This is a genomic window from Enterococcus pallens ATCC BAA-351, from assembly GCF_000407485.1.
In the GTDB taxonomy this organism is placed as follows: domain Bacteria; phylum Bacillota; class Bacilli; order Lactobacillales; family Enterococcaceae; genus Enterococcus_A; species Enterococcus_A pallens.
Map to the genome: position 1 here is coordinate 935,929 of NZ_ASWD01000003.1, position 13,152 is coordinate 949,080.

11 protein-coding genes are annotated in these 13,152 nt (G+C 40.2%); 4 read left to right on the top strand and 7 right to left on the bottom strand.

What is annotated here, in order from left to right; translation table 11 throughout:
* Nucleotides 1-232 precede the first annotated feature (232 nt).
* On the bottom strand, nucleotides 233-1,117 hold the full coding sequence (locus I588_RS17115; RefSeq protein WP_010760024.1) for a LysR family transcriptional regulator: 885 nt from the start codon (nucleotides 1,115-1,117) through the stop codon (nucleotides 233-235).
* 75 nt (nucleotides 1,118-1,192) lie between these two features.
* Here I588_RS17115 and I588_RS17120 point away from each other — a divergent pair, with 75 nt between their 5' ends.
* Complete coding sequence (locus tag I588_RS17120) at nucleotides 1,193-1,936, top strand: SDR family oxidoreductase (protein ID WP_010760025.1); 744 nt, start codon at nucleotides 1,193-1,195, stop codon at nucleotides 1,934-1,936.
* A gap of 183 nt (nucleotides 1,937-2,119) precedes the next feature.
* Here the strand turns inward: I588_RS17120 and thiI are convergent, their stop codons facing one another.
* The gene (gene thiI, locus I588_RS17125) at nucleotides 2,120-3,331 is read right to left on the bottom strand and encodes a tRNA uracil 4-sulfurtransferase ThiI (protein ID WP_010760026.1); all 1,212 of its coding nucleotides are present in this window, start codon (nucleotides 3,329-3,331) and stop codon (nucleotides 2,120-2,122) included.
* A gap of 41 nt (nucleotides 3,332-3,372) precedes the next feature.
* The gene (locus tag I588_RS17130; protein WP_010760027.1) at nucleotides 3,373-4,515 is read right to left on the bottom strand and encodes a cysteine desulfurase family protein; all 1,143 of its coding nucleotides are present in this window, start codon (nucleotides 4,513-4,515) and stop codon (nucleotides 3,373-3,375) included.
* A 235-nt stretch (nucleotides 4,516-4,750) separates the two neighbouring features.
* On the opposite strand from I588_RS17130, the gene I588_RS17135 reads away from it, so the two are divergent.
* Complete coding sequence (locus I588_RS17135) at nucleotides 4,751-6,178, top strand: DUF1958 domain-containing protein (protein WP_010760028.1); 1,428 nt, start codon at nucleotides 4,751-4,753, stop codon at nucleotides 6,176-6,178.
* Nucleotides 6,179-6,305: 127 nt separating this feature from the next.
* Here the strand turns inward: I588_RS17135 and I588_RS17140 are convergent, their stop codons facing one another.
* Nucleotides 6,306-8,027, bottom strand: a complete 1,722-nt coding sequence (locus I588_RS17140) for a septation ring formation regulator EzrA (protein ID WP_010760029.1) — start codon at nucleotides 8,025-8,027, stop codon at nucleotides 6,306-6,308.
* A 311-nt stretch (nucleotides 8,028-8,338) separates the two neighbouring features.
* On the opposite strand from I588_RS17140, the gene I588_RS17145 reads away from it, so the two are divergent.
* On the top strand, nucleotides 8,339-9,691 hold the full coding sequence (locus I588_RS17145) for an aspartate kinase (RefSeq protein ID WP_010760030.1): 1,353 nt from the start codon (nucleotides 8,339-8,341) through the stop codon (nucleotides 9,689-9,691).
* A gap of 111 nt (nucleotides 9,692-9,802) precedes the next feature.
* On the opposite strand, the gene I588_RS17150 is transcribed toward I588_RS17145, so the two are convergent.
* Genes I588_RS17150 through I588_RS17160 form a run of 3 tightly spaced genes read right to left on the bottom strand, consistent with a single transcriptional unit; the run spans nucleotide 9,803 to nucleotide 12,009 of the window.
* Nucleotides 9,803-10,321: a pyrophosphohydrolase domain-containing protein gene (locus tag I588_RS17150; RefSeq protein ID WP_010760031.1), complete on the bottom strand. Its 519-nt coding sequence runs from the start codon at nucleotides 10,319-10,321 to the stop codon at nucleotides 9,803-9,805.
* Nucleotides 10,322-10,329: 8 nt separating this feature from the next.
* On the bottom strand, nucleotides 10,330-11,166 hold the full coding sequence (locus tag I588_RS17155; RefSeq protein WP_010760032.1) for a Cof-type HAD-IIB family hydrolase: 837 nt from the start codon (nucleotides 11,164-11,166) through the stop codon (nucleotides 10,330-10,332).
* 12 nt (nucleotides 11,167-11,178) lie between these two features.
* On the bottom strand, nucleotides 11,179-12,009 hold the full coding sequence (locus I588_RS17160) for a DUF72 domain-containing protein (RefSeq protein WP_010760033.1): 831 nt from the start codon (nucleotides 12,007-12,009) through the stop codon (nucleotides 11,179-11,181).
* Nucleotides 12,010-12,165: 156 nt separating this feature from the next.
* Here I588_RS17160 and I588_RS17165 point away from each other — a divergent pair, with 156 nt between their 5' ends.
* Nucleotides 12,166-13,140 carry an asparaginase gene (locus tag I588_RS17165; protein WP_010760034.1) on the top strand — a complete coding sequence of 325 codons (975 nt, stop codon included), beginning with the start codon at nucleotides 12,166-12,168 and terminating at the stop codon, nucleotides 13,138-13,140.
* The last annotated feature ends 12 nt before the right edge of the window (nucleotides 13,141-13,152 follow it).

Sequence of the window (13,152 nt, forward strand, 5' to 3'; positions counted from 1 at the left end):
CATATTTATTCTAACATGAATGCTTCTTGGTTACAATGTAAAAAGCAAGAAAGAATAGAATCTTTCTTGCTAGTGTAAGTAAATAGTTTAAGCCCTATACTTTATTTAAAATTTTCCACGGTGCTTTCTAATAAATTTTCATTGAATGCCTATAAATGCCACCTATACACATCTTGCATAAATCCAGCCTTTTCTCTATTTCACTATCCCTAAATAGTCACCTATACTTAACTTAACGAAGGTAATCCTTCACCCAATTAATAAATAAATCCAAACTGGGATTCTCGTTATCCTCACGATAACCAAATACCATTTGAATTGTAGGTACATTTTCAATCGGAATCAATTGGACATTGGCAGGGGCTGAACTGCGGCAGCCTTCCGTAAGCACACTAATTCCTTTACCTAAAGCAATTTGCATTAAGAGCGTTTTGACGCTGGAGCAGTTGTCATTAACTAGCGGATAGTAGCCCTGGCTAAGAAATAGGCTAATGATGTAGTCATACCAAGCTTTAGTTTGCTGCTTTTCCACACAAAGATACGGTTCCTCAGCAAAATCTTCAAACGTTACTGTATGATGTTGAGCCAAAGGATGATCGTCTGACACTACCAGCACCAAAGCCAAATTACCTGCAACATGCAGCTTGATTTTCTCAATACCAATCAAGGTAGTAGACATAGTCATGCACAGATCCAATTTGTCTGCCCTTAGCTCGGTTACCAGTTCATCATGTGTGCCATCCTGCAGCTGTAAGTCAAACTCGGGATAGTCTTGTATAAAAGCCTGAAGCAGCGGCAGTAAATAATTATCGGTACCGCCCCGTAAAAAACCAAGCCTCAGCTGATGCTCTGGCTGATGGCGAATTTCCTTCAATTTTTGGGTAGCATGATTGTAATCAAAGATCATGTTTGTTGCATAGTTTAAAAAGATACGTCCTTCCTCAGTTAACTGCACCTTCCGTGTGTTACGGGCAACTAGCGGACAATTTAGCTCAGTTTCCAATAACTGAATATGGCGGCTTAAAGTGGGTTGCGTAATATATAGTCTTTCGGCAGCCTTTGTATAATTTAGTGTATTAGATAAGGTTACAAATGATTGAAGATACTCTATTTTCATTCTGCTTCTTCACCTCTTAGTTTGATTATAGCGTAAATTCAAGCAGGATTCTCATAAACAAAAGGAGGAATACAAATGATTTTAGTAACAGGAGCAGCTGGTGGTGTAGGACGCCAAGTTGTCACGGAATTAGTGAAGAAAGGCTTATCGATTCGAGCCTTTGATATTAATCCTAAAGTTGAAGAGTTAAAAAAACTGGGAGTTGCAGAAACTTTTGTTGGCGATGGACGATTAGTTAACGATGTGAAAAAAGCTTTAGCAGGATGTAACAAAGTTCTTTATATTCCACCGATGTTTATTTATGATGAAGCTGAGATTGCTAATCGTTTTGTAGATGAGGCCGTTGCAGCGGGTATTCAGCAATTTGTCATGATAACAGTCACACATCCGAATATGTCCACTTTGCCACAGCATACTCAAAAACTGAAGGCCGAGGAACATTTGGTTTATAAAGGTTTATCAGATAAACTGAATTATACAATCCTGCAGCCGATGCATTACATGCACAACTTCTCAATTCCGATGGTTTGGTCCACAAATGCTTATCAGTGCTTTTACACTAAGACTACCAAACTAAGCTATGTAGATATTGTGGACGTGGCAGAAGTAGCGGCGAAAGTTTTATCTGAACCTGAGCAGCATGCGAATGCCACTTATGAATTAGTTGGGACCGACTTTTTGTCGCCGAACGACATGGTGGAAAAATTCAACCAATTGACGGGACGTTCAGCTGAGTGTCAGCAGATCCCAGTGGAAACGATTATTAATTATTTCCCCACCGCCAAATATGACAGCTATTTTGTTAAAACCTTCCAGTAGCTGTCTGAAACTTACGGCGAATACGGCATCGCTGGCAATGCGAATGTATTGACCTGGCTGTTGGGTCGACAGCCTACAACTTTTGATGAATATATCCAACGAGAAATCGAGACCCACCAATTACATTAAAAAGAAAGCAGATAATTTTCTTCTTAAGAGAAAGAAAACTATCTGCTTTTTCTTTTATAGTAAGTCAGCAAATTCTTCGACTTGTGTTTCACTTTGAGCTGCTGAAATAGCTTCAATTTTTAAACCCGCCAAACAACGTGTCATCAGGCCATCGATATCCAAGCGTTTTTCCAACTCTAAAACCTTGTCCATTTTCGGACGGGTCTTTGGCTGCGGGGGTGCAAAAATCGTGCAGCAGTCTTCAAAAGGCTGAATTGCTAATTTAAAAGTATCAATTTTTTCAGCTAGTTCGATAATTTCGGTTTTATCCATTGTTGCTACTGGTCGAATAATTGGTGTACTGGTTACTTCGTTGATTGCCACCATACTATGCAAGGTTTGTGAAGCTACCTGTCCTAATGACTCACCATTGATGATCACTAATCCGTGTCTCATCTCTCGAATAGCATCGGTAATTCGTAGCATCATCCGGCGAGTCAATGTCATCCAATAGCCCTGCGGCGTATGTTGCTTAATCTCTTCTTGAATCTCAGTAAACGGAACTTCAATAAACTGAATACTGCCAACATAAGGGGTCAGCTTTTCAGTTAAGTCCTTGGCTTTTTGCAAAGCTTGGTCACTCGTATAAGGCGGACTAGCAAAATGAACGGCTTCAATCTCCACACCGCGCTTCATAGACAAGTATCCAGCAACTGGTGAATCGATCCCGCCAGACAACATCAGCATACCTTTGCCGCTGCTGCCTACTGGTAAACCACCAGCTCCCTTAATCGTCTCATAGGATAGATAGGCGCCATCCCGCCGAATTTCTACTCGTAGGTTAATATCGGGACGCTTCATTTGAACCTTAATATCCGGAAAGCGATCCACCACCGCATTGCCTAAAAACTGTTGAATCTCATGGCTGTCCATTTCGAAAGAATGGTCACTGCGTTTAGCAGTAATTTTAAAGGTTTCTTTGCCTGTGTAAACAGCTTCCATAATTTCTTCTGTAGTTGCTTTTAAGTCTTGGGGATTCTTTGCTACTTGAATACTTGGCGAAAAAGTTTGAATTCCGAATACTTTACTTAGTTTAGGGATAACTTGCGTGCTATCTTCCCCATTTAAAATTAAATGCATCCGATCGCGATCTGCATGAATCTTAATCGCTGGAAAGTCAACCAAAGCACCCCGTACGTTTTGAGCTAATTGCATGATAAAACTGCGGCGATTTTTACCTTTAGTGGAAAGCTCTCCGTAGCGAACCATAATTTCTGTATATTGCACAATCATTCTCCTCATTTTTCTAATTTTACTGCAACGCTTCCTTAGCTCATTTTCGCAAATTTTTCATATAAATGATTAAACACAATCATAAATTGTTCTGCTTCTGCCATTGTGTTAGCCTCATCCAAGCTTACCCGTACCGCTGTAGTCGCTTGATCACCAGGCACTTGCATTGCATGCAAGGTTGAGCTTTCTGCTTTTTTACGACTGGAGCAAGCACTGGTAGTTGAAATGTAAATTTGTTTTTCTTCAAAAGCATGAACCATTACTTCTCCACGAATACCTTTTATTCCAAAGCATAAAATATGGGGAGCAAATTGATCTTCACCAGAAAAGATTGTTACCTTTTCGTAACTGGCTAAAGCTTCCATTAAATACTTGCGAATAGTTCCAGTGTGCGCTGGGCGCTGTTCAATCTTTTCTAAGTATAGCCGCAGCGCTTTACTCATAGCCACAATTCCAGGTACGTTTTCTGTGGTACTGCGCTGACCACTTTCTTGCCCACCACCAACTAACAACGGTTCAAGCTTCCGGCCATGTTTCCAATAAATAAACCCGACTCCACGTGGTCCGTGGAACTTATGAGCAGAGAAAGTCGCAAAATCTACTCGTGGTGTCAGCCAGATTGAACGGTTTACCTTTCCAATCGCCTGAACTGCATCCACATGAAAATGAATGGTTGGATGCTCCTCTAGCAATTCACTAATCGCTTTGATTGGTTGGATAGCTCCCATTTCATTATTGACAGCCATCACTGAAACTAAAATAGTCTCAGGACGAATTAGTGCAGCTAACTGATCTACATCAACAAATCCTTGTTGATCAACAGGAGCTACACTTACATCAAAGCCTAAAGCTTCTAATTGACGGGCTGCTCGACTAACAGCTGGATGCTCGACACTGGAAATAATCAAATGATTGCCAAACTCTTTTTTAGCCAAAGCAGTTCCTTTAATTACCCAATTATCCCCTTCTGTTCCACCACTGGTAAAATAAATCTCATTAGATTCAACAGCCAACAATTCAGCAATTTGCCTCCGTGCCTGCTGCAGTAAACGTTGTGCCTGTGTTCCCAGGTCATGTAAACTGGAAGGATTACCGAAAATGCGTTGACTGGTTTTTACATATGTATCGAGTGCTTCCGGAAAAATATTGGTAGTTGCACTATTATCAAAATAAATCATTTAAAAACTTCCCTTCAAAAATTCCTACCTATTATAACGGGAATTGAGGTGCGCTTCAAGCGACTTTACCAATTTACAATGATTCCATCTTCTTTTAGTATGGACAGTCAAAGCATTTTGTTCACCAAGCAAAGCTTTTCACTAAATAGTTCAATTGTTTTGGAAATTATCAAAAAAACTTGCGGCAACTTATGCTAAAATAGAAAAAAACAAGCATGTCGGATGGAGTGAATTTGTGATAAAAAAAGTTTTTGCACTACTAACTTTAGTTGGTTTAGCCAGTATGGCTTCTCCAGCCTTTGCTGAAGAAGATATTTTTACCATTACACAGCAGGCTGGATATACCGAAGCATTGGAAATAAATAAGCCCAAAGCTTCAATTGTGATTGATGGGACTCATGGTCAAATTTTGTGGGCTGAAAATCCCGATATGGCCCGAGAACCTGCCAGCATCTCAAAAATGATGACTGTTTTTTTAGTTTTTGATGCAATAAAAGATGGCAAATTAACCTTAGATACCCCTATTAAAGCCACAGAAAATGATCAGGCGATCAGTCAGCTTTATGCCATTAGCAATAGCAAGATTGTGGCTGGTGTCGAATACCCAGTAAGAGAGTTATTGAAGATGGTTACGGTTCCTTCTTCCAACGTCGCAACTGTCATGCTGGCAAATGCAGTTTCTGATAATGATGCGGGTGCTTTTGTTCGCAGCATGAATGAGAAAGCGCAAAAAATCGGCATGAAGCAAACTAATTTCTACAATTGCAGCGGTGCTTCTGCCGCCAGCTTTGATGGGCTCTACAATCCAGAGGGCTTTGATCCTTATGGAAGCAATGTTTCTACGGCCCGCGATTTAGCGACAATGGTTTTCTATTTAATCAATGATCATCCAGAAGTATTGGAATTTACTAATCAGCCAAATGTTACAACGATGGCTGGGACTCCTTATGAAGAAAGCTTTGAAACCTATAACTACTCTTTACCGGGAGCCAAATATGGGATCGAAGGTGTTGATGGTCTGAAAACCGGTTCTGGTCCCAGCAGTGCTTTCAATTATATTGCAACAGCTAAACGAGGCGATACTCGGTTGATCGAAGTTATTTTGGGCGTAGGCGATTGGTCGGATCAAGATGGCGAATACTATCGGCATCCTTTTGGCAATGCTTTGCTGGAGAAAACTTTTAAAGATTACGAATATCAGCTAGTTTTACCTAAAGGAAGCCATACCATTAACGGTAAAGATATTCAGCTGGCAGAAGACTTTTATGCGGTAAGCAAAAAAGATGAGAACCCAGCCTTATCAATTCAAGATGATCAGCTGGTATTAAGTCAAGGCCTAGAGCAAGCTGCTGATACAATGCCTAAGCTGGCAACCAGCTATAGAGATATTGAGCGCACTCAGCCTTTAAAAGAAGCGAAACCACCTAGTTTACCAGAAACCTTAGGCAAAACCGCAACAGCTGTCAACGAACCGTTCTATTTGATTGCGATTGTGGTAGCTGGATTAGTTTCTCTGCTTATTTCGATGTTGCTGCCAGCTAAAACAACAGCAAGCAGATCTAGAAAAAAACAAAGCTCTTTTCTTACCATTGTTTTTCGCAGTATCGGTATTCTGTGTTTACTTTCTGCAGTTGGATTGTTCATCGTTAACATTTTTAAATAGCAAAATACGACCTTTTGACGGGTCGTTTTTTTTTTTGCGTTCATTTTTCAACAGGTACTTTTTTTAGTAGTCAAAACAAGGAAATTTCAAAAATTTGTTTAAAAAAAACCAGACGACAGGCGTCTGGTTAAGCAAGTTCACGGTTATTAAAGTAGAAATCTTCGATACGTTTAAACGCACCTGGTTCAACACGTTCTAATGCTGTACCGATTTCATCTAGCGCATCTTGATAACGGTATTCTTTATTAAACAACTCTAAGCTGTTTTCAATCGCTGTTTTAATCTCAGGATGAGTATGACGGTAGCGGTTAGCGTACTGCATCATTTGTTCTGTTAATGCTGCCGCATCTACCAAATCATTGGTTTTTTGATCCAATAATTCCATGTCTTCATCACAAAGACTAACCAACTTATTGATTTCTTGCATGTTGATTCGAATCCGGTTCAATGACTTGCTTAATTCTTCCACTCGATCGGTTGCGATAAAGAAGAACTCCAAGTAATCACCAGGAAGTCCAGGCAAACGTTGCTGCTCTACGTAACGTTTTAAATTGCGTAGTTGGAATTCATACGTATCAATTCGTTCAAGCGCAATGCGTTCGCCTTTGCGCAAGTCTTGCAAGTCGTTATCAATTTCTACCTGTTTGGTTTCAATGTCGTCTAGAACTTTGAAAGCATCTTGGTAGAAGTTTTGAATGTCAGAATAAGGGACGTCATGCTTGTCAATCAATGGTTCCATGTTGCGATTGCGACGTTCTAATTCTTCGATTTCTGTTTGGAAGCCACGAGCCCGGCCCAACTCGTTGTTATTCAACGTATAACTTTGGGAAGTGTGGTCCAATTCGATCATTAATTGATGATTGTTGCGTGATGCGTGCTGAATGTATTCACTGACTGTTTTGCGATTAGTAATGACGTATTTTTTCGCTTCGAACTCTTTTTCTAACGTGTCGTACAAGGCGTCAATTAAATTGGCGGTTTCTTTATTCGCCGCTTCAACTGTATCTAATTCTACTTTTTCTAAATCCTCTGTAGAAAGCTTCATGCGTTTTTTTACTTGTTCAATCCGAGCTTCAAAGTTTTCTTCTGGCAGCACGTAGTCATCATCTAGCATTTTGTTGTAGGTTTTTTCGATCTCTTCAACTTGTGCTGGGAAAGTTTTTTCCAATTCTTCGTAAAGAGCTGGAACTTTTTGCATGATGGCTTGAACATCGTAAACGTGTTTTTCCGCATCGTCGAGTACTTCTCGTGCTTCTACAGGATCACCGGAGGTATTTAATGTAACAAATTGAGTAAACTCAATCTCAACATTTTTCACTTGCTTTTCAATCTCTGGTAAAGCATGACCAAAGTTTTCGCGATTGTCCTTCAAGTCCTTTTTCAATTCCTCAAAGACATCCAGTGCTTGCTGTACGGCTAAAGAATTGCGTTCTTCTGTTTCACGCAGTTCCTTAAGTCCTTCGCGGATTTCCGCAACTTCCTCTTCCATTTCCTTCATGGTCCGTTCAGCACTTTCGATGGCTGATTTGCCCTTCATGAAACGAAAGGTTTCATTCTGGCTTTCAACTTCAAAAATCTGACTTTCCAGTTCAGCAAATGACTTAGTCGAAACATCCGTCCATTTCTGGTTCCATTCACGAAAAGTATTTTGGCTTTGACCTACGAGATGCATTTTCTTCACTTCATCGACTTCTTCAACTACCGGAAGATCGAACAGTGCTTCTTTGCGTTTCTCTAGTTCTTTTAACCGTTCTTGATTCTTCTTTCTCATTAAATAGCCAATCAAACACAGTATTGCCACTAAAATAATAATTCCAATGACGATACCAATGATAACGTTACTTCCCATGTATGATTTTCCTTTCGACGTTTAGAATAAGTTCGTTCACTATTTACAGTTCGATTATTCATCCGTTTTTTCGCAAAAACATCTAACCTAGATTATAGCACAAACTATTCATTCCATCACTAAATAGTTCGTAAAACTTGGATTTTCTTACAGAAAAAAACAGAGCTTTCACTTTCCTTTTCTATTAGAAGTTTTTAACGAAGATTTCTGCAAAAAAAGTTGATTTTCAACAATTCTCTTGCGATGAGCTCTTGAAGTTCCGAGCATTTTCGGATATTATTAGATTCACATTAAAATAAGAGGTGATCAGAGTGAAAGTTATCAAATTCGGAGGAAGTTCTGTAGCTTCAGCCGAGCAATTAAAAAAAGTCTTAGCCATCGTTAAGGACGATCCTAAAAGACGCTTTGTTGTGGTGTCTGCTCCCGGTAAGCGTCATGACGAGGATAAGAAGGTCACCGACTTATTAATTGCTTATTATGAAAAAGTATCCAGTAATCAAGATACTACTCCACTCATTGAAGAAATAGCCGCCCGCTATGGCAGCAACGCTCAGGAATTAGGGCTGGATGCTAGTGTTTGCGAAGCCTTTACAGCAGAATTAAAAGCTCTGCAGGAAAACTTCAATGAAGAAAATCCCTACGATTTAGACAGCTTTTTAGCAACCGGTGAGAATTTGAATGCTCAATTAATCGCGGCCTATTTCCAAAATGAAGGCTTGAAAGCTCGCTATATCAACCCTAAAGAATTAGGAATTATTGTTTCAGATGAGCCTCATAATGCTCGTATTTTAGAAGAGTCCTATGACAAAATTTATCAATGGCGCGAGACAGAGGAGATTCTGGTGATCCCAGGTTTCTTCGGCTATACCAAAAATGACGAGCTGTGCACCTTCTCAAGAGGAGGCTCTGACATTACCGGTTCAATCGTAGCAGCTGGGGTTAAAGCAGATATTTACGAAAACTTTACTGACGTAGATGGTATTTTTGCCGCTACACCTAAATACGTTCACGAGCCAGCTTTAATTGAACAGCTGACCTATCGAGAAATGCGTGAGTTATCCTATGCCGGTTTTACTGTTTTCCATGATGAAGCGTTAATGCCTTCATTTAAAGCAAAAATTCCAGTAGTCATAAAAAATACTAACAATCCTTCTTGTACAGGTACCTTAATCAAGGAAGCTTATGATCGGGAAAATCCTAACCGAGTGGTTGGAGTAGCCAGCGACAGTGGCTTCTGCAGTATTACCATTAATAAATATTTGCTAAATCGAGAAGTTGGTTTTGTTCGGCGCGTCCTGCAAATTTTAGAAGAGCTAAATATCAGCTTCGAACACATGCCTTCAGGAATTGATACCATCTCTTTGATTTTAAGAGAATCACAATTGACCCCTGAATTGGAACAAACCTTACTAAACGAAATTAACGAACGTATCTGTCCTGATGATTTAGAAATTGAACACGATATTTCAGTGATTGCCTTGGTTGGTGAGGGAATGAAATTCCATACAGGGATTACAGCTGAGAGTTCAGCAGCATTGGCACGTAAGAACATTAACCTGCGTATGATCAGTCAGGGTGCCGATGAACGAAGCATTATCTTTGCTATTCAAGGTGAACAAGAACGTTTAGCAGTTCGTTCTCTTTACTACACTTTCTTTGATTAAATAAGTAAAGCTTCGAAAACTTAATTAGTGTATATAGCTAACGTCACTCTAGCAGGATTGTTAGTTGTGAATACCTATGCTTTAAAAAAAGCAAACAAACGCCAGATTCTATTAAGAATCTTGGCGTTTTTGTTTGGCTAATTCTGCTTGAATTAATCGTTCAGGCGCATATTCCTGCTCCCAATTGTCCGGTTTTAACACCTTATGGGTCACCGGATGGTAATGGGGCTTGCCATCTGGAAAAAGCTTACCCATGTTAGCCCGATGAACAATCTCAAAAATTGGTTGGGGATTTACACCGATTAACGCAAAGGAACCATAGGTAAAGTACAGCAAATCAGTCAACGCATCAACTTCAGCAGTCAACTGGTCCTCGACTGGTTCCTGCTTATCCAATACTTTTGTCTTAGCCTGCTCAATATTTTCATGCAGCTGAGCAACCATATCATCAAACAAGTCCAGATCTCCTTGAACAGCTCCATACATAAACTCTACAATTTCTTCCACTTTGAACCCTGCACGAAAAGCTGCCTGTTCAGGTGAAAAAGGAACTGGTTTTTTAGGCGGCTGTGGTTCAAACACGCGGTGAAATTTTTTTGTCATTTCATAAGGGTTAAATTGTTCCTCCATGTTGCCTCCTAAATAATCTCAAAATGTTTTAATGCCTTGTAAATACCATCGTTCTCATTAGTATCGGTCACATAATCCGCGTGGGATTTGGTTTCATCCTCCGCATTACCCATAGCTACCCCAATACCTACTCCTTCCAGCATTTCCAAATCGTTTAGATTATCGCCAAAGGCCATCACTTCATTGAGTGCAATATTATTGGCTTCTAAAAATTTGTGAATTCCTAAAAGCTTTGACCCACCTTTAGGAATAATATCCACTGAGTAAGGATTTGAACGCTGAAATGTTACGTTAGGTAAGAGATGCTCCAGCTTTTCCGTTTCCGATTCTGCACTAAATAAAACACATTGATAAATTGGCTCCTGCAAAATACTCAGTCGAGCATACCTCCCTTTGCTGCGGTTGGGACTAAATGATTGCAGCAGGCCTTTAGTGGTTCGGACCGGAAACCACCGAGGCATCATGCTTGCTACTCGCTTAACCCAGGCCACTTGAGATAAGCGCATAATGTAACTGCCATCCACTCGGCGGCGGGCACCAAAAATAATTTGGCGGTGCTGCTGATCAGCAAAGGTCACGATTTCCTCTAACACATCTGGATCAAAAGCATGCTGGTAAATATCCTCTTCCCCTTGATAAACCAGCTGTCCATTATAGGTCACAAACATATCCATCGTCAGACAGTCAATTCGCTCAGCTAAATGAACCGGACCTCTACCGGTCGCAACTCCTACCATAATCCCTTTTTCACGGGCTTGTTGAATCGCTAAGCGAGTACTGTACAAGGCTTTCGATTGTTTAGTGACTAATGTTCCATCAATATCAAAAAAAATCGCTTTGATCATGGCTGCTCCTTTTTAAAATAATCCCAATTGACTTGGATTGAGTCCTTCATCTTCAATATCTAGTAGTTCTCTTAATCTTAAAGCATTTTCGGCCGCGTCGCCACCTGAATTATTGTTAAAAATGACAGCGACTTCTCGACTATGAGCATTAACCTGCCTAACTGCATCAGCTAGCTCAGAAAGCTCGGCTTCACTATAGCGATACAAAGTCCGTTTTTTACGCCATTGAGGGTCGCGACTCTTCCAGTAGGCTTGGTTTCTTCCGTGAAAACGAAACAAACTAAAGTCTGGATTCGTAACGGTTAAATCCAAAGGGACAGTATCCGGGAGCTCCGGCTCATCCACCATAACTAAACTGAATTTCAGTTTTTTCATAAATTGATGAGTCTTCTCTTTAAATTCCGGACTATACCAGCTGTAATCTCGTAGCTCTATCGCAATCGGCAGATCAGGAAACAGCTGACGTAAGGTTTGTAAATAGGCCACATTTTCTTTCGTACACTTAAATTGTGCCGGAAATTGCGCCAAAAAACAATAGATTTTTGAGCTTTCAATTAGAGGCTTCATCACCTCCAGGAAATGCAGTTTCATTTCTTCAATGGAACTATAATGATCCTGCCATTTTTCCTGACAAGTAAAACCTGAGTAAAATTTCACCACAAAACGAAAAGATGCCGGCACCTGAGACAGCCAGTTTTCAACTGTTTTGCGGCTAGGCAAACCGTAGTAAGCAGTATCTAATTCCACCAATGGTAAAAATCCAGCATATTCAAACAACGTTGTCCGGGGTTTTCCAGTCAACGTTTGATGTTCATTAAAAGAAGTTAATCCAATTCGAATCATAGAGACCTCCAAACTCTTTTCTACATAGTATACAATAATCATAGTAAAAAAAGAGAGAAAATAGTATTCTAGTGAAAAAGGCTTTATCAATAAGAGGATCTGCAAGAGAGCCTTTCTCCTACAAGTAATATACAATAAAAAAAGCAGGTGAATGAAATGAAACGTATTTTAATTTTACATACTGGCGGAACAATCTCCATGAGTGAAGATGAGCACGGAGCCGTTCGCCCAGATGAAAAGAATCCACTATTGGCTGCTGGTCAAAAGTTGGATGTTCCTAAGGATGTGGAATTGGTGGTAGAAGATTTTTCTAATCTGCCATCTCCTCACATTACAGTTGAAGTCATGTTTGATTTAAAGGAACGAATTAAAAAAGCCAAAACCGAAGGAATCGATTGTGTGGTTATTACTCACGGAACTGATACCTTAGAAGAAACTGCTTATTTTTTAGATGTCACCATCGGCAATTTAATGCCCATCGTACTTACAGGTGCAATGCGATCGATTAATGAACTTGGCAGTGACGGTCTGTACAATTTTCAAAGTGCGATACGAGTAGCTGCTTGTAAAGATGCGATTGGTCAAGGTGTTCTAGTGGTTATGAACGATGAGATTCACAGTGCCCGTTATGTAACCAAAACACATACCACAAATGTTGCCACCTTCCGGACTCCAACCCTAGGACCCGTTGGCTTAGTAACAAAATCAAAAATCCTATTTATGCAGGAACTGCCTGCAGCAACTCGGTACGACATTGCTTCAATAGATGCTATGATTCCGATTATTAAAGCTTTTGCCGGAATGCAGGGAACTTTCTTTGAACTGCTGGATCATGCAATGGGCGTTGATGGGATTGTGATTGAAGCATTAGGAGCGGGAAATTTACCACCTGCCACTCTGCCTTCACTGCAAAACCTGCTAGATAAGAGTATGCCGATTGTTTTGGTTTCCCGTTGTTTCAATGGAATTGCCGAACCGGTGTATGATTACCACGGCGGCGGCATTGAATTGGCAGAAAAAGGCGTTATCTTCTGCCGCGGTATTAATAGTCAAAAGGCACGAATCAAGCTGTTGATTGCTATGAATGCTGATTTATCCAAAGAACAATTGAAACACTTTATGGAGGAATAACAAACAGACCTG